Genomic DNA, 21287 nt, shown 5'->3' on the forward strand with positions numbered 1-21287 from the left:
CCTATCTGCCTTTCTCCTCAAAGGTCGGCGCCTTGTTGAAGAGGTTCATGGCACCTTCGACCCCGTGGAGGAGAATCGCCTCTATCGCCTCTCCCGCCTTCGCCAGAACAAAGCTTAGGCTCCTTTTCTGTTCCTCGTCAAAAGGGTGCAGCACGTAGTCTGTTACCTCATCTTTTGTTTCGGGCCGCCCGATTCCGACCTTCAGACGGACAAAATCAGACCGGCCCAGAATATCCATGACGGACTGCACGCCCTTGTGACCTCCGTGTCCGCCCCTGGTTCTGATCCGAATCCACCCGAAATCCAGATCGAGATCGTCATGTACCACTATTAGATCTTCCGTGGAAAAGCCGAATATCTCCTGGAGCTTCCCGACGGCAAGTCCGCTCCTATTCATATAAGTCTGGGGTTTGGCAAGAACTACCCTCTTTCCGAGGATACTCCCCTCTCCGTAGCGAGCACCGAACCTGCGCCTGGAAAGTGAGATCAGGTGCTTTCGAGCGACTTGGTCAACGACCATGAAGCCCACGTTGTGGCGGGTGACCCTGTATGCCAGCCCCGGGTTCCCCAGACCGACTATGAATCTCACCCCTGTCTACCTTAAGTCTCTTTCTCCGCTCCGCTTTCCTTCTCCCCCAGTTCCTCCGCCTCTTCTTCGGCCTCTGAGATCGCGGCCTCTGCTGCGGCTTCCCTCTCTACCACCGGGGCCACCACGGTAGCCACTGTCAGGTGGGGATCCGTGAGAATCTTGACCTTGTCGACCTTGATATCCTGCACATGAATGGAATCCCCGATGTTCAGGGGAGTGACATCCACCTCGACGTAGGGGGGGAGATCAGCGGGAAGGCATTCGACTTCCAGCTCTCTCCGCACCTGTTCGAGGATTCCACCCATCTTTGTGCCCTCGGGTTTTCCCACGAGCCGGACAGGCACCTCAACCGTCATGGTCTCCTTCATTGACACACCGTAGAGGTCTACGTGAATAGGCACTCCCTTGAGGGGATCGACCTGAATGTCTTTGATCATAGCTACATGATTTGATTCTTTCCCATTCCCCTTGTTGTCTCGGATCTTGAGGTCGATCAACACGTTCTGCCCGTGCTGCAACAGGCGGAGCAGTTCCCTCGAGTCGAAGACGACCGGCACGGGCTCGATCCTGGGGCCGTAGAAGACAGCGGGGATCTGCCCCCGGCTCCGTAACTTCCTGGCCGCCCCTTTTCCTCTTGTTTCCCTTGTGTGTACCTCCACCTTCAATCTCTCCATAGGGAGATCCTCCTCCATCTAGATAAAGAGTTCACTCACCGAGGCCTCTCTGTGAATACGCCTTATTGCCTCTGCCAGAAGCTCTGCCAGAGAGATGACCTTGATCTTCTCACAGCGCCTGGCACCGGCCTCCAGGGGAATGGTGTCGCTCACCACCAACTCCTCGATAGGTGACGGGTCTATCATGTCGACAGCCGATCCGGAAAGAACGGGGTGAACACAACAGGCGTAGACATGAGCCGCCCCGCTCTTCTTGAGAGCCTCGGCCGAATGGACCAGCGTCCCACCCGTGTCTATGATGTCGTCAACGAGAATGGCGATTTTCCCTCTCACGTCCCCCACGACATTCATCACACGTGAGACGTTGGGCCCCTCTCTTCTCTTGTCGATGATCGCAAGGGACGCATCCATGTGCTTGGCAAAGGCCCGAGCCCTTTCCACACCACCGGCGTCTGGAGAAACCACCACCGCATCGTCTCCAAAGGCCTTTCTGAGGTACCGGACCATGACGGGGGAGGAGAAGAGGTGGTCAACAGGGATATTGAAGAATCCCTGAATCTGGCCCGCGTGGAGTTCCACGGCCAGGATCCGGGAGGCTCCGGCACTCGTAATCAGGTCTGCCACCAACTTCGCCGTAATGGGAGCCCTCGGCGAGACCTTCCGATCCTGCCTGGCATATCCGTAGTAAGGAATAACAGCGGTGATCCTCCTGGCCGAAGCTCTCTTGAATGCATCGATCAGGATCAGTAACTCCATCAGATTCTCATTGACCGGGCGGCAGGTCGATTGGATCACGAAGACGTCCATTCCCCGGACGCTCTCATCGATCTCCACATTGATCTCGCCATCGCTAAACCGTTTGACCACGGCATCACCGAGGTTAACCCCCAAGATCTGAGTAATCCGTTTGGAGAGTTCGACATTTGAATTGCCCGTGAAGATCCTCAAGGTGTCGTCGCTCATCATGACCCCGTCAACTCCACATAAAAGGCCAGAGGCGGCCACCCCGCCCGTGGCCCAGCAGAAGAGAATCGTTCTTCCCGATGGCCTTGCTCCCCCGGTCTTTTAAGCCCCGTTGGAGAGAGAGACCGCCCCGCCGTATCTTTTCCGGCAAGAACTGGGGTGGGAGGATTCGAACCTCCGAATACAGGTTCCAAAGACCTGTGCCTTGCCACTTGGCCACACCCCAAGAAGAGTCATAGCTACCCGGCCGTCCGATTGATCTCTTTTTGGTATTCCGAAAGGACTCTCGACTCTATTCTCTCTCTTGTTTCGTTGTTGAGAGGATGGGCCGTATCCCGAAAAGTCCCGTCCTTTCTCTTCTTGCTCGGCATAGCCACAAAGAGGCCGTTGTTTCCATGGATCACTTTGAGATCCCTTACGACAAAGCAGTCGTCAAAAGTGATGGTCACGTAGGCCTTCAGCTTTTCCTCACTCACGGGAAAAACCCTCACTTCCGTGATCTCCATGGTTGCCCCCCTTGCTTTACGACCCTATGTTTTGGGTCAAGAAGATCTCCCAGTCTCTCTTTCCAAACTCCTCCTTAAGCTCTCCGTATGCGTCTTTCGCTTTCTCCTTCGCAAGAAACAGACCGTAGACCGTCGAACCGCTCCCCGACATCAGGGCCCCGACGGCCCCTGCCCTGAGCAGGCTCTTCTTTATCCCTTCTAGGACCGGATACTCCTGCAAAACCGCCCGCTCAAGATCGTTTCTGAGCAATCCAGCCAGGTTGCCGATGTCCCAGAAAAACGTTGGCATATTAATATGATCCCCCCTCTTTGTCAACCGGAAATTTAGCTTCTCATAAGCCCACTTCGTGGAGATGGAGATACCCGGATAGACGAGAAGAAACCACAATCTGGGCAGACGGGTCAGTTGTTCCAAATCGCCCCCGATTCCCGTAGCCAGAGCCGGACGCCCAAACACAAAAAAGGGCACGTCAGCCCCGAGTTCCCCTGCCATTGCCATAAGGTCGACGCGGCTGAGATTGGTTTTCAGGAGTCGGTTGAGTCCTACCAGAGTGGCTGCCGCATTGCTGCTACCCCCTCCCAGACCCGCAGCCACAGGAATTCTCTTCTCGATCCTGATCTCTACGCCTTGCCGTTTTCCCGCTGCCTCAAGCATCAGGAGGCCGGCCCTGAATGCCAGATTCCTTTCGTCAACCGGGAGGTCCTGTTGACTACAGGATAGATGGATGCCCTCCTTCTCGGTTAGAACGATATGGAGCAGGTCGAAGAGACCGACGGGAACCATCACGCTCCGTATATCATGGTAACCGTCCGGTCTTCTTGCAAGAACCTCCAGTCTGAGGTTGACTTTGGCCGGAGATCTGATCAGGATGGAGGGTGACCTTCCCCGTTGAAGCCACTCCAGGAACAAAACACCTTGGCTGGAACGGTCTTTCATTCGAGTAGCCGCCTCATGCTGGGACAATCGACGCCTCTTCTGCAGTCTGCCTGAAAGACCAGTGTCTCGGGGAAATATTCTCCTCTCACGATGAAGCATTACTCATCGGCCAGATAGATGCATTCCTTGGGGCATTGTTCCACGCAAGCCCCACACTCGATGCATTCCTCCGGGAAAACGACCCTAACGCCCTCCCCTTCCAGCCGGTACACCTCGGAGGGACAAATCTCCATGCAGACACCACATTCATCACAGCACTCCGCATCGATCCTCGGGTACATGACTATGATACGGGCTCCTGCACTATCCGGCAAACCCTCAAGGAGCCGGCCCCCAGAGCCGATTTTCTCCCCGTCTCGCTAAAGGGAGTCGACTCGGGTCACGCCCGGCACCTCCTGTTTCAGGATCCTCTCGACACCCAACTTCAGGGTCATTTGGGACATGGGGCATCCGCCGCACGCCCCTGTCAGCCTTACCTGAACCACTCCACCGTCCTTGACGTCCACGAGCTCAACATCCCCGCCGTCGTGCTGGAGTGCGGGTCTGATCTTTTCCAGAGCCTTTTCTACGAGTTCCCTCATAAATATCTCCTTTCGACTCCACCTCTCTTGGAGTCTCCTCTCCCCCCTTTTAATCGTACCCATAAGACCGGCCATTATCAAGGCAGGGAAAGTCTCTCGCCGAAGAGCCCACCAGACCACAGTTCAACCGTGTTTCTCTTCCAGATATTTCGCTGCCGCGGAGGCAGCCGTTGCACCGTCACCCACAGCCGTGGCGATCTGTTTCAGAAAGCTCTTCCTGGCATCTCCCGCGGCAAACACCCCTTCGGCCGATGTCCTGCAAGCCTCATCGGTGACGATGTAACCGAGTTCGTCCAACTCCACCGTCCCTCTCAGAAAGGCCGTCTTCGGTATGATACCGACAAACATGAAGACCCCGTCTGTCTGGATTTCTCGGGTCTCCTTGGTTTTTACGTTTCTCACCACCACCTTCTCCACGGTTTGATTTCCCTTTATCTCCTCCACAACGCTGTCCCATACGAAGTTTATCTTCGGCTCGGCAAAGGCCTTCTCCTGATAGAACTTCTCGGCCCTCAGGGCGTCACGACGGTGAACGATTGTGATTTCCCTGGCGAATCTGGTGAGGAAGAGGGCTTCGGTGATAGCCGAATCCCCGCCACCCACGACGACGATCCTGCCGCCCTTGAAAAAAGGACCATCGCATGTGGCACAGTATGAGACGCCCCGACCGGTGAACTCCTTCTCACCAGGAACCCCCAGTTTCCTGTACTCCGTCCCCGGACTGAGGATGACCGACCGCCCCCTGTATGTTTTGTCTCCGGCGAGGACGGTCTTGATCTCTTCACCGAGCTCGATGCCCGTGGCCGTTTCGTAGACGATCCTGCACTCAAAGGCCCTCGCCTGCTCTTCCATCAACCGGGTCAATTCACCCCCTGTTATCCCGTCCGGGAATCCCGGATAGTTGTCGATCTCATTGGTGGTGACCATCTGCCCCCCCACGAGGCCGCCTTCAAGCAGAAGCGTGTCGAGCCTTGCCCTTCCTCCATAGAGGCCTGCTGTAAGCCCGGCCGGTCCGCCCCCTACGATGATCAAGTCCAGGGTCCTGTCCCTTCCTTCCCCATCCTTCATAAGCCATTATCCTCCGAGTCTTTGTCGTCTTAATCGCTAAAGTTATAGCCCCCTTCCGGTTTTGTCAAATCGAAATCCTCCCGAGCTCCCTCAATTCTTGCACATCTCCCAAACTATCCTGGTTTCCAAGGATGTTTCTCGATTCTCGAAAACTCCCCCGGATCGGGAAGTCCCGGAAATCCTCGGCACCCGGCCTATCTTGTCGGAACCGGCGCCTCACCCTGTGCCAGTGATTCGGGTTGTTGACAACCTCTGCGGCGAGGGGATAGATTTTTTGTGAAGGACCGCGGGGTAGGGGATTCTATGGGCGGCAAGTTGGACATCAAGGATCTCGGCCGAGGTGAACTGAGGGAACTGGTAAAGGGACTGGGCAAGGAAGACTACCGGGTCCAGCAGATCATCCAGTGGATATATCGCCACAGGGTGAAGTCATTCCAGCAGATGACGAATCTGTCAAAGGGTCTCAGGGATTTTCTCGAGGAGACCTGCCGTTTGGACTATCCTTCCCTCAGGGATCTTGAGATTTCTGCTGATGGTTCCCGGAAATTCCTATTTGGTCTCCGTGACGGTGAGACTGTTGAAAGTGTGCTCATCCCTGACAAGGGCCGCCTCACCCTCTGCATCTCGACCCAGGTCGGCTGTGCCTTGGGCTGCCGTTTCTGCCTCACCGGAGCACGGCCTTACTCGAGAGATCTCTCGGTCTCGGAGATCGTAGGCCAGGTTCTGGCCGTTCAGAGCGCTATCGACACCGGCCGTATCACCAACATCGTCCTCATGGGCATGGGCGAGCCCCTTGCCAACTATGCGAACACCTCAAAGGCCCTTGAGATCATGAGATACAACGAGGGACTCGGGTTTTCCAGAAGGAGAATCACTCTCTCCACCGCCGGTCTGATCCCCGGTATGGACGGGCTCGGGCGGTCTGGGCCGCTCTGCCGCCTCGCTGTCTCACTCAATGCGAGCAACGACGCTACCAGGAGCGCTCTGATGCCGATCAACAGGACTTACCCCCTTGAGGATCTTCTCGAGGCGTGCCGCAGATTTCCCCTCGCTCCACGGGAAAGGATCACCTTCGAGTATGTTCTCATCAAAGGGGTCAACGACTCCCCTGAAGACGCCAGAGCTCTGCCTGAGATTCTCAGGGGGATACGGGCCAAGGTCAACCTCATTCCCTACAATGAGTCTCCCTACCTTCCCTTTGAGCGCCCCGATGAGGAGACCGTCGCAACCTTCCAGCAGATACTCCTCGAAAGGAATCTCACTGCGATTATAAGGAGAAGCCGGGGAGCAGACATCTCGGCAGCGTGCGGCCAGCTGCGGGGAGAGAGCCGGGCTCTTGACTGAAGTTTTCTCGGAAAACTGTGGTACAATTGGTTACCATGTGACTCTTCAAGGGTTTTCAAAGTTTCGGCATTCAGGCGTTGCGATTCGACATCTGGGCTTTGGCATTTGACATTGCTTCTACGATTCCCTAGAATGGTGTCTTCCCAAAAGCTTGGAGAAACAGCATGAACCGTTTGGGTCTGATTGCGGGCTCTGCCTATCGTGATCTTCTCAAGGAAGAGGATACCGAGGCAGTAAGGGTGTCGACGAGTTGCGGGGAGGCTTCCCTGTGGCTGACATCCTCCATGGCCTTTCTCCCACGTCACGGTATGGAGAACGACATCCCCCCACATAGGATCAACCATCAGGCCAACATGCTGGCATTCAAGCAGCTCGGTGTTTCACGGATTCTGGGGGTCAATTCCACTGGAAGCCTGAGAAAGACCCTTCCCCCCACATCCCTCTTGGTTCCCCACGACTACATCAATCTCTGGGGGATCAAGACCGTTTACGACAATGAGATTCGTCATGTTACTCCCGGATTGGATCCTGACCTCAGGGGCCTGATCCTGGGTGCAGCGACGAGGGCGGGGATCCCTGTGGTAGCCGGAGGCGTCTATATACAGACCAGCGGCCCCCGTCTCGAGACAAGAGCCGAGATAGGGATGCTCAAGTTTTTCGGAGATGTGGTTGGGATGACCATGGGCAATGAGGCAACCCTGGCCAAGGAGTTAGACCTCGCCTATGCGAGTATCTGTTCTGTGGACAACTTCTCTCACGGGATCACCAGCACGCCCCTCCGGGAGGATGAGATTCTGGGAAATGCCAGGAAGAATGTGGAGTCTGTCAAGAGATTGATTCGTGCCGTCCTGGAGGAACTCGGATGAGTATACTTATCAAAGGGGTCTCCCTTGATGGAAGGAAAAGGGATATCTATATCGAAGGGAACCTCATCACAGACATCGGGGATTCCATCGATGTCCCTGCCAAGACGGTCCTCACAGGAGCCGGTAAGGCTGCCATCCCCGGCTTTGTGAACGGACACACCCATGCTGCCATGACCCTGCTGCGTGGATATGCAGATGACATGCACCTCCAGGAGTGGTTGGAGAAGAAGATCTGGGTTCTGGAAGCGGAGATGACCGAGGAAGACATTTACTGGGGAGCCAAACTTGCCTGCCTCGAAATGATCAAGACAGGCACCACCTTTTTCAATGACATGTACTGGTTTTGGAATGGAACCGCCCGGGCCGTGGAGGAGATGGGGATCAGGGCCGCCATCAGTGCTGTCTTTATCGATTTTTTCAGCAAGGAAAAGGCGGCACAACAGAGGGCACTTAACGAAGAGCTCTTCAAACAGAGCGCCCGGTTCAGCCGGAGAATCCAATTCGCTCTGGGTCCTCACGCCATTTATACCGTATCGGAGGAGAGCCTGAGATGGGCGGCGGACTTCGCGAGGGAGCACGGCCTCATGCTTCACATCCATCTGTCAGAGACAAAAAAGGAGGTTGATGACTGCATTGAAAAGCATGGGATGCGACCCGTCCAATATCTGGCGAGCATCGGTTTTCTCGGTCCAAACGTCGTCTGTTGCCACAGTGTGTGGGTCTCTGAAGATGAGATCAGCCTGATGAGTGAGCACGGTGTGAAGGTCGTCCATAACCCTGTTTCAAACATGAAACTCGCCGTAGGCGGCACCTTTCCCTATGAAGAGGTCCGTAAAGCGGGTATTACGGCCTGTCTGGGTACGGACGGATGCTCTTCGAACAACAATCTGGACATGTTGGAAACGGTCAAATTCGCCTCTCTCCTCCAGAAACATCACCGGGTGGACAGCACGGTGCTCTGCGCCAAGGACGCCTTCGAGATGGCGACCCTCAAAGGAGCCGAGGCGTTCGGCCTCAAGTGCGGAAAGATCGAGGTCGGCTGTCTGGCCGATCTTGCTCTCGTCGATCTTAGAAGACCGGAAGTGACGCCTCATTTTGATCTTTACTCCGACCTCGCCTATGCTGCCAACGGTTCATGTATCGACACGGTGATCTGCGACGGTAAGGTTCTGATGAAGGGAAGAGAGGTCGCTGGAGAAGAGGAGATCATGGAAGGAGCGAAGCGGACGGCGTTCGATCTGCTCAAACGGGCCTCGGGTTGAAGATGATGGAAAGGAGATTCGTGGTCGATACCACCGTCGGCAAGCTCGCCAAATGGCTTCGAGGCCTTGGCTTCGATACCACCCTCTTCCCTGGCAGGGACCTGCACAGACTCGTCCAAATCGCCCTGGAAGAGGATCGGACTATTCTGACCCGGAATCGGGCCCTCGAGGCGAAGCTGTTTCTCGGGAACATCTTCATTGTCAGAGAAAACAAGCCTGAGCTTCAGGTTGCGGCTGTCCTGCAGGGCCTCGGTCTGGAAGTCGATCCAGGCAAGTTTCTCTGCAGGTGCCTTCTCTGTAACAGCCCCTTGGAAGAGGTTTCCCGCGACGACGTCGAGGGTAGAGTTCCAGAGTACGTGTATCATACCCATCGGGTCTTCAGGCAGTGCCCCAGTTGCGGAAGGATCTACTGGGAAGGAACCCATCCGGCTCGTATGAGAGAGAAAATCAAGAACATACTGGATTCGGCCGGGATTCAACCGGCCTCCGTGTCGACAACAGACCTGGGCTGAGCGGTCTCTGCCTGTGCGAATCATTTCTGGTGAAGCAAAGGGGAAAAAGCTCTATTCACCCAAGGGAAGGGGAGTCCGTCCGACAGCGGACAGGATCAAAGAGGCGATCTTCGATATTCTCGGCCCCGAGTGGCGGGGAATACGGGCTCTCGATCTCTTCTCAGGGACGGGGAGCCTCGGGCTGGAGGCCTTGAGCCGAGGGGCTGAACGAGTTGTTTTTGTGGAGAGGTCCAGGCCAGCCTTGAACGCACTGAACAAGAACATCTCCCTCTGCGGTTTCGGCGCCCGTGCCAGAGTCATGGCCACCTCGGTCAGTCGTGCTCTGGCTCTCATCGGCAAGAGAGGGGAGTCCTTTGGGATCATCTTCGCCGATCCGCCCTACGGCAAGGGATGGGTCGAGAAGACCATCGAGGAGGTCCTCAGGAACCGGGTTCTTTCAAGAGATGGAATGATCGTCATAGAGCATACACCAAGGGAATCCCCACCGGCGGAGCAGAGCGGATTGATCGCTTTACGCCAGGAGACCTATGGGGAGACCAGCATCTCCTTCCTCGGCTTCGGGAGGGACAGGGGACAGGGTGGTGCAGAGGCCGAGAAAGACGGCCGCGGGAGGGAGGGTAAGAGACTGGCCGGAGTCGACAGCGGATCGGAAACCTACTGTCCAGCACGGAGGAAAGAGCCTAGAGCTCTTGAGTCGAGAGTCGATCCTTGAGTTCTGCAGACCGGATCGCCGGAGGTTCACATGGGAAAAATCGCGGTCTATCCGGGGTCTTTCGACCCCATCACTTTCGGACACGTCGATATCGTGGAAAGGGCACTGGAGTGCTTCGACGGGGTCATAATTGCCATTGCGACGGACATTCCGAAGGACCCTCTTTTCACCTTGGAGGAACGGGTGGAGATGGCCAAGATCGCACTCAGAAGCAAGCCCGACGTTGTTGTCGAGAGCTTCAGGGGGCTCTTGGTCGACTATGTGGCCCGTGCAAGGGCGACGGTGATACTGAGGGGATTGAGGGCCACCTCCGACTTCGACTACGAATTCCACATGGCCTCAACGAACAAGAGCCTTAACGAAAAAGTGGAGACCCTCTTCATGATGGCGAGCAAGGACTATTTTTTCGTCAGCTCAAGGACCATCAAGGAGGTAGCCAGCCTCGGCGGCTCTGTCAAAGGCCTGGTACCTGAATGTGTCGAGAGAAAACTGAAAGAGAGATTCGATGCACTCCAGAAGAAAAAACAGGACTAAAACAGGTCAAGTTTCTCCAAGATCCTGCCGATAGTCAGTAAGGCTTCCTTTTTCTCCTTTTCTTCACATAAGACCGGAGGAGAACTCGATGATCGGCAGTCCTGTCAAAGACAGAATCTTCAAGACCGTGATCCTCGCACTGCTCGTCCTTTCGGTACTCATGCAACTCGCGACCTCTGTGTGGGTTCACAGCAAGTTCAAAACAATCCAGAGCAGGCTTTCCGTCTATCCTGTGAACCAACCCACCAAGACCGGCCTGGAGGGAAAGTTACGGAGATTCGAAGAAATCGAGAGGAAACTCGACAGGCTCGTTCGGCAGATCGATGAGGCTATCAAGCCTTTACAAGGAAGGACCCTTACCAGGAGAAGCAAAAAGGCTCCGGCCCGCCTATCTCCAACCGAAAGTCAGAAAGCCAAATACCGAAAGTCCGTCAAATCCACCCATGTGGAGGTCGTTGAGAAAGTCGGCAACTGAGAGTAGAGGAGCCTTCAGCCCCACCCTCTCCGATTCCCTCTCACCCGTTCCCAGTCAAAGGCGAGGCCCGGGTCGATCTTCCTGCCTCTGGGAAGGGCCACCTCCGCGTGCCCCACGATCCGCTCGGGGGTGATCGCCGGGAAAAAGACCCTTATCTGGCCGATCAAATCACCGAGAACCCCATACTGCGTCTCCGTGAACCGGTCCCACCATTGCCCCCCTGCATATACGGCCGACTCTCCAGGGTATTCCGTCCCGTACTCCCCGGGCCATACAAAGAGAGTCCCCTCCCTTTGTTTCAAGAGCCCCCAGTTGACCAGTTCGATGCCTATACTGAAGTCATTCACATCTGGCCTGCCCTGAAACATGCTCTCCCCAGCGTGCCACGCCTTCTTCTCCAGGTCGACCATCTGGACTATACGCCCGTCTCTTCCGATTACGTAATGGACCGACACGGGGCGCTCCTGTTTGAGCAAGAGATCCGCTGTCTCTTCCAGACTGCCCGTGGCAGTATAGTGGAGCACTACCGTGTCGACCCCGGTCTTTCGCTCCTCGAAATGGGGACTCGGCAACCACACGATACCGCAACCGGTTCGTTTCCGCAAACCTTCGCTTACGGCTATGCTCGATCTCCCCCTCACCGGCTCAGGGGGGGGCGGCATCTTCGGAGGTTCTTCTCTACGCCTACTCATCCTCACAAGAGAGGCTCACCCACCAGTCTCTGGTAGGCCTCCAGGTACCTTTCCCTCGTCTTCTCGATCACTTCTCCGGGCAGCTTCGGACCTGGCGACGATCGGTCCCAGTCAAGGGTAAGAAGGTAATCTCTGAGAAACTGCTTATCGAAACTCCTTTGGGGGCGGCCGGGTTCATACTCATCCTTGGGCCAGAACCGGGACGAATCCGGGGTGAGCACCTCATCGATGAGAACAAGAGTCTTTCCCAGGAGCCCGAACTCGAACTTCGTATCAGCAATGATGATTCCCCGCCTGTCGGCAAGGGCCGATGCCTCCTTGTAGATTTCAATGCTCAGTTGCCGGACCTTCTCGGCCAGCTTCCGGCCGATCCTGTCGACCATCCCTTCGAAGGAGATATTCACATCGTGGGCTCCCAGTTCCTCTTTTGTAGCAGGGGTGAAGATGGGTTCCTCCAGGCGGGAGGACTCCACCAACCCCGAGGGCAGTCTGATCCCGCAGACTCCGCCCGTCTTCTGATACTCCTTCCAGCCGGAACCCGAGAGGTAGCCTCGGACAACGCATTCCACCGGCAGAGGGCGGGCCTTCCTGACCAGCATGGCCCGCCCCTCGATATGATCCCGGTATTTCCGGCATTCCCGGGGGAATTGTTCGACAGAAGTGGAAATCATGTGGTTAGGGACGATCTCCTCTGTGGTCTCGAACCAGAACCGGGAAATTTGGTTCAGTACGGTTCCCTTGTCCGGGATCGGATCGGGAAGCACTACATCAAAGGCACTGACCCGGTCTGTCGCTACGATAAGCAGTTCGTCCCCCAGGTCGTAAATGTCCCTGACCTTACCCCTCCCCCTCAGTTTCAGGTCTCCGAAATCCGTCTGTCTCACAACCGGACTCATGAAATTTCCTCTCCTCTCCAGTTAAAATCAACCCCTCTGGACGACTCGAAGGGTCCTCATGCGGTTGATTGCCCCGGCCACCTCGAAAATCCTCGGTAAAGCCAGATTGCCCACCTTGTACGGCGCAATCACATCCAGCCCCTTTCTTTCAAGGTCTTGGAAGACCCTCTCAAGCCCTTCAGAGAGGTCTCGAGTCCCATCCAGGTAGTGCTCTCTGTAATAGTGTATCATATAGCCGACCGCCCTGGTCTGGCTCGTGTCGACCAGCTGTTCGAGGCAGTCCAGATCGATAGTCGTCCGGCCATAGAGAATGGTGGTAAGACCCTTGGCGTCGATTCTAGCCTCGCGCTTTCCCCTCCGTGCATCAAAACTCGATGCAAGGGGCTTTCGCGGGGTCACAGTACCAAAGGCAGGGCCCCCTTCATCCATCCTCCGGGTCGCCTGTCTCTTGGCGATCTCCCTGGCCCGCTCCGTCACACATCGGGGCCGGTAGTTGTCCATCATAATGACGGTTTCTGCCACGTCGAAGTAGTCTCCAGACCCTCCCATGACCAGAATGGTCGATACACCCAGATCCTGGTAGAGTTTCTTGACCTTGTCGACAAAGGGGGTAATGGGTTCTTTTTCCTTGGCGACCAGGGCCTGCATTCTCTCGTCTCGGATCATGAAATTCGTCGCAGAAGTGTCCTCATCCACAAGCAGGACCTTCGCTCCTATCTCGAGGGCCTCCAGTATGTTGGCCGCCTGGGAGGTACTCCCACTGGCGTTCTCTGTAGAGAAGGACCTTGTGTCTCTGCCCATGGGCAGGTTGCTGATAAAGGGTTCAATATTGACCTTTTCCACGTTCCTCCCATCCTCGGCTCTTATCTTGACCGCCCCCCGGTGAGCGACAACCCGTTCCCGTCCGTCCCCGGGAAGGTGGTTGTAAACCCCCCTTTCGATGGCCCGAAGAAGGGTCGACTTTCCATGGAATCCCCCTCCTACCACCAGGGTTACCCCTTTGGGAATTCCCATGCCTCTAAGCTTCCCCGCATTCGGCACATCGACCTCCACCCGGAGCTCAGGTGGACTCTCCAATACCACAGGATTCTCCGTCAGGGGGCGGTCGTCCACTCCGCTTCTCCGGGGAAGAATCGAACCATCACCCAAAAAGGCCACCAATCCCAACTCTTCGAGTCGATTTCTCAGAGACTCCTGGTCCTCTACGGTTGCCACATGGTTCTCCATTTCTGACAGAGACAGGGACCCTGCAAAAAGCGATGCCTCCACAACACGTGGAATCTCGTCGAAAAAAATCTCCAGCGACTCCCTGCCCAGAATCGTCCGGCCAGCAGCCGGGAGACCGACGACAAACCGCGCCTCAACAGTACTCCCCTCGATCACCACAGCAGTCCGGTCGAGGACTTCCTGCCCCCCCCGGTCGATGCTGATCACCCCGCTTGTCCCCATGCCCCGGTGTCCCTTGACCAGCGTTCGCAGCCGCTTGTCAAACACCCTTGTCAGATAGTCCCGAAGAGCTACCTGCCTGGTCCTGTTCCTAAGGAACGAAGTGGGGATTCGACTCTTCTCCAAATCAACCAGTGCTCGCACCCGGGAGGGGGAGGCAAAGGGATCACCCTGGACATGATCGATGGAGAACCGGAAGGAGCCGAAGTCGTATTGCCCCTCGATATCCTTGTAGGCTTTGTATCCCCTTCCGTCAATACGAAGCAGGGTCTTTCTCAGATCCTCTCGCGACCTCATCGGGATCAATCCCTCCTTGCGTACCCTTGGCTCCTGCCGTGGGGAGCGGTACCGGAACACGAAAATCACGTTACAATGGGGTAGATGGTCTGTCAAGGAACCCCCTGAAAAAAATCTTTGCTTTTGATCGCGAAACCCATATAATTCTCTCCGTCGTTGCGCTGTTCCGGGGGACCGGCAGCCCCCGGGGCCAAGCTTCCTCACAGTAGGACTGGCGCGATGCTCCCTGGATTCAGAGAGCCGCGGAAGCGGATCTTTTTCTGAACCCGGGAGCTGAGTCGAGTTTCAAACCCTGGAAGCGGTCATGTTAAGCTGGAAAATCGGCCACAGTCTCGATCCCTACATAAGAAAAGGGGCAAAATGGCTCATCCGAAAACCCATCAATCCGAATCTATTGACCTTTGGAGGATTCGGCCTCACCGTAATAGCGGGAGTTCTTCTGGCCATCGGCCAGTGGTTTGTAGGAGGATGGGTGATTCTCGCAGGGGGACTGTTCGATCTGCTCGACGGGGCGATGGCAAGAAACCAGGACGCTGCGACTCCCTTCGGCGCGTTCCTCGATTCGGTAATCGATCGCTATTCTGATTTTCTCCTTTTTCTCGGTATTACGATCTACTACCTTCGCAACCATGCGCCAGGGACCACACTTCTAACCATTATAGCCCTGGGAGGGGCCATGATGGTTCCCTACATACGGGCCAAAGCAGAAGCTCTGATCGCGAAATGCAATGTGGGATTGATGGAGAGGGCGGAAAGGATCCTGGTCTTGGCTGCAGGAGCGCTTCTCAACTGGATGGTGCCGGCCCTTTGGATCATTGCCGTGCTGAGCCATCTCACCGTGGCCCACCGTATCTACTATACCTCGAAGGAGCTCAGAAAGCACCGCCGTCGAACCGGCAGAAAGTGAGAAAACCGATCTACCGGCCTATCCGGACTCCTCTGTAGATCCCTTTGCCTTCCGTGCCATCTCCTCCACCTCGGCGACCAGGGCCTCGACCACCCGGGACCTCGGATACCTTCTCACGATTCTGCCCCTCTTCAGGAGTATACCCCATCGCTTTCCGAAGGCCACACCCACGTCGGCCTCACGCGCCTCGCCTGGTCCGTTAACCTCGCATCCCATCACAGCCACCCTCAGAGGGGCGGCGATCCCCCTGAGCCGTTCCTCCACCTCCAGAGCTACCCGTACCACGTCGGTATTGCACCTACCGCAGGTAGGGCACGACACCAGGTCAACCCCACGATTCCTCAGATTCAACGACCTCAGGATGGCCTGGCCGGTTTGCACCTCCTCCACGGGGTCACCGGTCAGTGACACCCGGATCGTATCCCCGATCCCCTCTTCAAGGAGGATCCCCAACCCGACGGCAGATTTCACCGAGCCCACGGGAGACGGGCCTGCCTCTGTAACCCCGAGGTGGAGGGGATAGTCGGTCCTCTCAGAAAGCATCCGGTAGGCCTCGATCGTCCTCATCACGCTCGAGGCTTTGACCGAGACCTTCATATCGTAAAAATCCAGATCTTCCAAGATCCGGATGTGCCGGAGGCAGCTCTCCACCATGGCCTGGGCTGTTGGATGCCCATACTTGGAGAGAATATCCTTTTCCAGGGATCCGGCATTCACCCCGATCCTTATGGGAACGCCCCGCTGCCGCGCTGCCTCGACTACGGCGCGGGTCTTCTCCCTTCCGCCGATATTGCCTGGATTGATTCTCAAGCCGTCAACCCCTGCATCCAGTGCTTTCAGGGCGAGTCGATGGTCGAAATGGATGTCTGCAATGAGAGGCACCTCTGTAGCCCGCTTGATGCTTGCCAGAGCCTCACAGGCCTCTCGGTCCACGACGGCTATCCGGACCAGATCACATCCGGCGGCCTCTAACCTCCTGATCTGAGAAACCGTGGCACCCACGTCTCGTGTATCGGTCTTGGTCATAGACTGGACGGAAATCGGGGCTCCTCCCCCGATCTTCACTCGACCCACCGAAATCTGTCTCGTCATTCTCCTCTGCATAGAGTTTCCCTGAATCCTTCGGCCACAACTCTATATTATCCCTTCAAGGGGGTTCTTACAATACGCCCACCACGGAGGGGCAGACAGGCTCCGGTCACAGGAGGTCACAGTCAAGGGCGGGCTCCACGGACCGCTTGCAAGGGAGAGCGGGTTATTTCTTCGGCTGTTTTGTGCTATTTTGAAATAACAGCGAGGGGGTCTGATGAAAAACGTCGTCAAGGTCGGGGCGGGTTTCGTGATAACCGCCCTGTTTCTCTATCTCTCTTTCCGGAACATCGAGGTCTCCCGGCTCGTTGCTGGCATGGCGGGATTCGGTTGGTTCTATCTCCTCCCTGTTCTATTTGCACTGTTTGTCTCGTTCTGGGTGCGGGCGGTCAGATGGCGGTACATCATTCAGGGGGCCACCGAAATCCGAACCTACCAGGCCTTCGAAATCCTCATCATCGGCTTCATGGTGAACAACGTTTTGCCCGTGCGAATCGGTGAATTCGCCAGAGCCTATCTGTTGGGAAAAAGGAAGAATGTCAGCAAGAGCCTCGCCCTCGCAACAGTCGCCCTCGAGAGGCTCTGCGACGGTTATGCTCTCATCCTCTTTCTCGCGGCCGGGCTTCTTTTCGTGGGCAACGTCGAGAAATGGCTTATCCGTTTGGCATTTACGGCCGCCGGGTTCTACACGGCTATCTTCACTCTCATGCTTCTCCTGAACCGTTTCACGGAGAGGTTCGCCGACGTTGCCGCAAGGGGAACGGGATTCCTCGGGAAGGCCGCTTCCAATCGTCTCAGAGAGGCGCTCCTCTCCTTTTCCCAGGGGCTGGATCTGCTCAAATCGAAGAGCCGTCTTGCTATGGTGGGCCTCCTCTCGCTGGCTGTATGGCTGATCTTCGCCCTTTCGGTCTTCGGAATGATCAAGGGCGCCCGCCTCCCCCTCCCCTTCGTCTCTACCCTCACATTCCTGGGGATAATCGCCTTGGGCATCATGATCCCTTCTTCACCAGGTTACCTAGGCACCATCCAGTATTTCTCCATCGTCGCCCTGGGGTTATGGGGAATCGACAAGACAACGGCTCTCGGTTTCTCAATCATCTATCATATTATCACCTACGTCCCTATCACGGGCCTGGGCCTCTGGTACCTGGCCAAGGGAAATCTCTCCGTCTCGAGGCTCAGCCACGACGCCTCGTGAAACGTCCCCCCTTCAACGGTTGAAAGGGATTTATAGGCAGGCCGCTGGCATCATTCGGCAACCTCCCCGGCCCTGTTTGTGAGAAGGGAGCAGATATATCTGGCGTCCACCTTCCTTCGAACCAGGAGATAAGCCTTGCCCGTGGCGAGGACTTCCTTCTCGGCTTGTCCGCGCCCGTCCATGACCACCACAAAGACCCGATCCTTCCGGTCGAGTGCCTGCTCGAGAGATTCCCTGGTATCTATCTCTTTTACAAAACGCCCCGTATAGAAGGGCACAACCCCCCGGAGTGTCTCGTCCGGTCTGAAACCGTAAAGACCACTGGAAGGCTCCAGGACCCCGGCAACCTGCCGGCAGAAGGGGACAAAACTCTTGTAGCGGTCCATGGATGGAGGAATCCACAAGAGGAGGAAGAGAAAAAGAGAAAATACCGTCCCGTAGGAGGCCACCCAGAACGGGCCGAGCCTCTTGCGCCTGAGGAATCTGAGAGCCCCCAGTGAAAGTCCTATGGTGAGAAGCCAATGCGCCACCTTTACTCCGCCCCACTGCCTCGACAGATACAGATCGAGAGCGCCCAAAACGAGCCCTGCAACCAAGAGGAGAAACCCAAAAAACCAGACAAAGATGCCCTCCACCCGACCCAGCCCTTCGGACTCCAGAGTCAGGTCGATCCACCAGGCGGTCATAACAGATCCGGGAGCAAGAAGGGGGAGGAGGTAGATGGTCCTCTTGGTGGAAGCAATACTCAACAGGACAAAACCGCTCACAAACCAGCACTTCATGAAGAGAACTCCCTGCCTTGGCCGCGGAGCAAGGTCTTCTCTGCCGAAGACGGATCGGTAGGCCACCGGCACCAGGAGAAGGCTCCAGGGTAGAAAGCTCCCCGGGAAATGGCCGAGATAGTAATAGAAAGGCTTGTGGTGGCCGAGGCTCCCCCCGGAAAGAAACCTCTGGATGTGGTTTTTCACGACAAAAACCTCCAGATACTCCCACCCCCCCTGCTGCCAGAGAGCGAGAAGCCAGGGCAGGCAGAGAGCGGCCACAATCCCTGCTCCCAACCAGGGCGCCATCCTCCCTATCTCCTTGAGATTCCTCTCGAAAACCAGGAAGCTGAGGACCGCCAAACCCGGAATGACAAATCCAACCAACCCTTTGGAAAGGAAGGCTAACCCGCAAAAGAGATAAAACATCCCATAATAGAGAAACTTCGGCCGGGTTTTGCCCGAAAGATACCCCCTCATGAAACAAGCCATGGCGGAAATCACAAAACAGGCCAGCGCACTGTCCACCAGGACCCGGTGGGAGACCTTGAGGTAGTCAAAGGTGGTGGCCAGAATGAGAGCCGAGAAAAAACCCGCCCGCAACCCGAATAGCATCCTCGCGAGAAAGAAGACCGCCACCACTCCTCCGAGCCCGAACAGAGCCGAGGGAATCCTCGCCACCCTGTGGGAGGCCCCTCCAAGCCCCCGGAAGGTCGACGCCAGAGCCCAGAAATAGAGAGGGGGCTTCTCGAGGAACGGCTTACCGTTCAGGGTGGGAACGGCCCAGTTCCCACTCAGAGCCATCTCCCTGCCGATCTCGGCGACTCTCGGCTCGTCCGGCGTCCACAAGGCGTGGTTTGACAGGCCGGCTGCGAATAGGGCCACGAAAACCCCTGCGAAAAGGACTCTCCATGCCGTCTCTGTCTTGAAATGACCAGCCATCGAACCCAACCGGATGAAAGGGAAGTAACCCAAAGGCCTGTTCAATTCCCCCAGGAGGGACCGATCTCGAACCCTCTCTGGAGAACCTGTTTCAGGACAGCATTCCAGCGTACTGGTGGGACAGGCGGAAGTATTCCAGGGCCCTGTCCAGGGCCCTCTCCTTCTCGCCGGTGTCTACATGGGGATCGTCCAGGGTGAAACTCTCGACTTTTCCCCGCACATACGCACGGTAGCACTTGTAGAAATCGAGAACCCGATAGATCCCCGGGTCGCCAAATCGATTCACATAACGGTCTATGAGAACCCGGCTGAGATCGCCCCTTCCTCGATAGTCGAGATCCATTGCGAGGAATCCGATATCCGCCGCGATGTCAATATAACGAAATCGCTCATTGAACTCGATGCAGTCGAGGATGGAGATCTCCTGGCCGAAAAAGACGTGTTCCAGCCTGAGATCTCCATGGCAGTCCCTGATTCTTCCTTCCCTGATCCTTTGGAGGAAAACTTGCCTGTTCCTCTCCAAGAAGGAATCGGTAGCCCCTCGAATCTCCCGGAACTGCCTTCCAGAGACGGTGGTACCGATGTACTTTTCCGTCTGTTCAAAATTCTCATCCGTGTCCTGCCTCAGCCGATTCGGCCTTGCAAAGCTCTGGATTCTCTCATTGGTCTCTGTCTTGCCATAGAAATCAACCAATCTGTCAGCGACCCTCTCCACCATCTCCCGACTGATCATTCCTCGGTCCAGGAGCCTGTCCATAAGGAGATCTTCCGGTATCTGCTTCATCTTTACGGCATATTCGACGGTGCGGCCCTCGCCGTCGATTACAACCCTTCCACCCTTCTTTCTTATGGGCACCACGGCGAGATAGATATCCCTTGAAAGCCTCCTGTTCAGGTTCAGCTCCAATTGGCAGAAGTGTTTTCTCTTATCCAGAGTCGTAAAGTCGAGGAACCCGAAGTTGACAGGCTTCTTGACCTTGTACGCATGAGCGCCGGTAAAGAAGACCAGGGAGATGTGGGTTTCCGTAAAGCTTACAGAGCCGGGTCGCTCAGGATAGGCAGCAGGATCCATGAGGGCTCTTTGCAACTGTGCTGTGTCCATGGGATATGCGCTGCGGCTCCTATCTTCTCTCCACCCTCCTTACCTCCCACCGCTCCGGCTCGTCGTACTCGGTATCGATGAGCAGATAGATCAGGTCGACAGAGGAGAAATGTTTCTTTATTTCGCCCAGGTCAACCTCCTGGAAGATGGCCTTGTTGTTGAGATAGGCCTGACGGGTCAGGGCGTTTGACTCGTAATTTTCCTTGGTCCTCTTGAGGATCCGCCTGATCGAAGCCTCTTCGGAACACCTCATCTCCGCAATTACCAGCGGCCTTGCAGTCCTATGGGCTATCCCAGCGGCCCGTATCCTCAGATCCTGCGTCACGAAGGTCGCGTCGAGAATAAGCCCTCCTGGATTCCTATTGAGCCTCTCCTCTGCCTGACGAAACATCTCTTCGTAGACCTTCATGCGGTTTTCCCTGTTCGAGGCTACCTTCTCGTCAAAGATGTCCAAGCCCCTTAAGACCTCCAGACGAATCATGTCAGACCTCAGGATACTCGCTCCCTTTATCTCGGAGATCCTTTCCGTGACAGGACTCTTCCAGCTGCCTGGAAGACCCGTGGAAATCAAAAGAGCGTTTTCAGGTACCTCCGAAGCGATCGCCTCCGAAAAACCCCGATCCATTCACAACCTCCCTGGCTATGGCATGGTTATTCCTTGCAATGTACGGGCATGAGCCGTGTTTGTCAAGGAAGCACCGGCTGCATCTCTCACTCTCGGAGAACACCTTGTCCCTGAACGCCCTAGGGGTGAGCCGGTGCCGTCCCGAGCACGGCCGCAGGGAGGGGGCCCGCCCTCTCATACAAGAGCCCAAACCTTGATGTGGAGTTTCCTGACTTTTGGAGAACACCCTTGCCTCCGAGCGACATTGCGGAAGCGGTGGGGTACCCATCAAGGGTGAGCGGGGAGGGGAAAGGTCGTGTTCGTGATTCG

24 protein-coding genes and 1 tRNA gene are annotated in these 21287 nt (G+C 56.2%); 9 read left to right on the forward strand and 16 right to left on the reverse strand.

Translation table 11 applies throughout. The features are described 5' to 3' along the window. Nucleotide 1 precedes the first annotated feature (1 nt). The 9 genes from JRJ26_12335 to trxB all read right to left on the reverse strand — a co-directional run bounded on the left by JRJ26_12335 (nt 2) and on the right by trxB (nt 5318). A complete protein-coding gene (locus JRJ26_12335; protein MBW2058272.1) occupies nt 2-589 on the reverse strand; it encodes an aminoacyl-tRNA hydrolase in 588 nt (195 codons plus the stop codon). 11 nt (nt 590-600) lie between these two features. Further along, the gene (locus JRJ26_12340) at nt 601-1263 is read right to left on the reverse strand and encodes a 50S ribosomal protein L25 (protein ID MBW2058273.1); all 663 of its coding nucleotides are present in this window, start codon (nt 1261-1263) and stop codon (nt 601-603) included. 18 nt (nt 1264-1281) lie between these two features. Then, the gene (locus JRJ26_12345; protein MBW2058274.1) at nt 1282-2226 is read right to left on the reverse strand and encodes a ribose-phosphate pyrophosphokinase; all 945 of its coding nucleotides are present in this window, start codon (nt 2224-2226) and stop codon (nt 1282-1284) included. Between the two features lie 154 nt (nt 2227-2380). Further along, a tRNA-Gln gene (locus JRJ26_12350) sits at nt 2381-2452 on the reverse strand. Between the two features lie 13 nt (nt 2453-2465). After that, the gene (gene spoVG / locus JRJ26_12355) at nt 2466-2732 is read right to left on the reverse strand and encodes a septation regulator SpoVG (protein MBW2058275.1); all 267 of its coding nucleotides are present in this window, start codon (nt 2730-2732) and stop codon (nt 2466-2468) included. Nucleotides 2733-2748: 16 nt separating this feature from the next. Beyond that, nucleotides 2749-3696, reverse strand: a complete 948-nt coding sequence (gene ispE / locus JRJ26_12360) for a 4-(cytidine 5'-diphospho)-2-C-methyl-D-erythritol kinase (protein MBW2058276.1) — start codon at nt 3694-3696, stop codon at nt 2749-2751. Between the two features lie 71 nt (nt 3697-3767). Continuing rightward, nucleotides 3768-3950 carry a 4Fe-4S binding protein gene (locus JRJ26_12365; GenBank protein ID MBW2058277.1) on the reverse strand — a complete coding sequence of 61 codons (183 nt, stop codon included), beginning with the start codon at nt 3948-3950 and terminating at the stop codon, nt 3768-3770. Nucleotides 3951-4028: 78 nt separating this feature from the next. After that, nucleotides 4029-4250: a NifU family protein gene (locus JRJ26_12370; GenBank protein MBW2058278.1), complete on the reverse strand. Its 222-nt coding sequence runs from the start codon at nt 4248-4250 to the stop codon at nt 4029-4031. A 123-nt stretch (nt 4251-4373) separates the two neighbouring features. After that, the gene (gene trxB, locus JRJ26_12375; protein ID MBW2058279.1) at nt 4374-5318 is read right to left on the reverse strand and encodes a thioredoxin-disulfide reductase; all 945 of its coding nucleotides are present in this window, start codon (nt 5316-5318) and stop codon (nt 4374-4376) included. 303 nt (nt 5319-5621) lie between these two features. Here trxB and rlmN point away from each other — a divergent pair, with 303 nt between their 5' ends. The 7 genes from rlmN to JRJ26_12410 all read left to right on the forward strand — a co-directional run bounded on the left by rlmN (nt 5622) and on the right by JRJ26_12410 (nt 11023). Further along, a complete protein-coding gene (gene rlmN, locus JRJ26_12380) occupies nt 5622-6662 on the forward strand; it encodes a 23S rRNA (adenine(2503)-C(2))-methyltransferase RlmN (protein ID MBW2058280.1) in 1041 nt (346 codons plus the stop codon). A gap of 164 nt (nt 6663-6826) precedes the next feature. Continuing rightward, nucleotides 6827-7528, forward strand: a complete 702-nt coding sequence (locus tag JRJ26_12385) for an MTAP family purine nucleoside phosphorylase (protein ID MBW2058281.1) — start codon at nt 6827-6829, stop codon at nt 7526-7528. After that, nucleotides 7525-8790 carry an amidohydrolase gene (locus JRJ26_12390; protein ID MBW2058282.1) on the forward strand — a complete coding sequence of 422 codons (1266 nt, stop codon included), beginning with the start codon at nt 7525-7527 and terminating at the stop codon, nt 8788-8790. The genes JRJ26_12385 and JRJ26_12390 overlap by 4 nt, the downstream gene beginning before the upstream one ends. Next, complete coding sequence (locus tag JRJ26_12395; protein ID MBW2058283.1) at nt 8787-9302, forward strand: Mut7-C RNAse domain-containing protein; 516 nt, start codon at nt 8787-8789, stop codon at nt 9300-9302. Before JRJ26_12390 ends, JRJ26_12395 begins: the two co-directional genes overlap by 4 nt. A 13-nt stretch (nt 9303-9315) precedes the next feature. Next, nucleotides 9316-10014, forward strand: coding sequence for a 16S rRNA (guanine(966)-N(2))-methyltransferase RsmD (gene rsmD / locus JRJ26_12400; GenBank protein ID MBW2058284.1), 699 nt, complete (start codon nt 9316-9318; stop codon nt 10012-10014). Between the two features lie 30 nt (nt 10015-10044). Next, the gene (gene coaD, locus JRJ26_12405) at nt 10045-10548 is read left to right on the forward strand and encodes a pantetheine-phosphate adenylyltransferase (protein ID MBW2058285.1); all 504 of its coding nucleotides are present in this window, start codon (nt 10045-10047) and stop codon (nt 10546-10548) included. 88 nt (nt 10549-10636) lie between these two features. After that, nucleotides 10637-11023, forward strand: a complete 387-nt coding sequence (locus tag JRJ26_12410) for a hypothetical protein (GenBank protein MBW2058286.1) — start codon at nt 10637-10639, stop codon at nt 11021-11023. A gap of 14 nt (nt 11024-11037) precedes the next feature. On the opposite strand, the gene JRJ26_12415 is transcribed toward JRJ26_12410, so the two are convergent. The 3 genes from JRJ26_12415 to JRJ26_12425 are packed head-to-tail and all read right to left on the reverse strand — an operon-like array spanning nt 11038 to nt 14354. After that, complete coding sequence (locus JRJ26_12415; GenBank protein MBW2058287.1) at nt 11038-11685, reverse strand: N-acetylmuramoyl-L-alanine amidase; 648 nt, start codon at nt 11683-11685, stop codon at nt 11038-11040. A 32-nt stretch (nt 11686-11717) separates the two neighbouring features. Then, entirely contained in the window at nt 11718-12611 is an 894-nt protein-coding gene (locus JRJ26_12420; protein MBW2058288.1) for a phosphoribosylaminoimidazolesuccinocarboxamide synthase, read from the reverse strand. A 27-nt stretch (nt 12612-12638) separates the two neighbouring features. Continuing rightward, nucleotides 12639-14354: an ABC-ATPase domain-containing protein gene (locus JRJ26_12425; protein ID MBW2058289.1), complete on the reverse strand. Its 1716-nt coding sequence runs from the start codon at nt 14352-14354 to the stop codon at nt 12639-12641. A 304-nt stretch (nt 14355-14658) separates the two neighbouring features. Here JRJ26_12425 and JRJ26_12430 point away from each other — a divergent pair, with 304 nt between their 5' ends. Continuing rightward, complete coding sequence (locus JRJ26_12430) at nt 14659-15261, forward strand: CDP-alcohol phosphatidyltransferase family protein (GenBank protein MBW2058290.1); 603 nt, start codon at nt 14659-14661, stop codon at nt 15259-15261. A gap of 18 nt (nt 15262-15279) precedes the next feature. Here JRJ26_12430 and ispG read toward each other — a convergent pair whose 3' ends face one another. Continuing rightward, nucleotides 15280-16365: a flavodoxin-dependent (E)-4-hydroxy-3-methylbut-2-enyl-diphosphate synthase gene (gene ispG, locus JRJ26_12435; protein ID MBW2058291.1), complete on the reverse strand. Its 1086-nt coding sequence runs from the start codon at nt 16363-16365 to the stop codon at nt 15280-15282. 202 nt (nt 16366-16567) lie between these two features. Here ispG and JRJ26_12440 point away from each other — a divergent pair, with 202 nt between their 5' ends. Continuing rightward, nucleotides 16568-17548, forward strand: coding sequence for a flippase-like domain-containing protein (locus JRJ26_12440; GenBank protein MBW2058292.1), 981 nt, complete (start codon nt 16568-16570; stop codon nt 17546-17548). Nucleotides 17549-17598: 50 nt separating this feature from the next. Here the strand turns inward: JRJ26_12440 and JRJ26_12445 are convergent, their stop codons facing one another. The 3 genes from JRJ26_12445 to JRJ26_12455 form a co-directional block, all read right to left on the reverse strand. Further along, on the reverse strand, nt 17599-19251 hold the full coding sequence (locus tag JRJ26_12445; GenBank protein MBW2058293.1) for a glycosyltransferase family 39 protein: 1653 nt from the start codon (nt 19249-19251) through the stop codon (nt 17599-17601). 91 nt (nt 19252-19342) lie between these two features. Then, nucleotides 19343-20323 (reverse strand): gluconokinase, encoded by a 981-nt coding sequence (locus JRJ26_12450; protein ID MBW2058294.1) that lies wholly within the window; start codon nt 20321-20323, stop codon nt 19343-19345. Nucleotides 20324-20372: 49 nt separating this feature from the next. Continuing rightward, nucleotides 20373-20978: an ATP-binding protein gene (locus JRJ26_12455; GenBank protein ID MBW2058295.1), complete on the reverse strand. Its 606-nt coding sequence runs from the start codon at nt 20976-20978 to the stop codon at nt 20373-20375. Nucleotides 20979-21287: the final 309 nt, after the last annotated feature.

It is taken from the genome of Deltaproteobacteria bacterium (assembly GCA_019308905.1).
In the GTDB taxonomy this organism is placed as follows: domain Bacteria; phylum Desulfobacterota; class BSN033; order WVXP01; family WVXP01; genus JAFDHF01.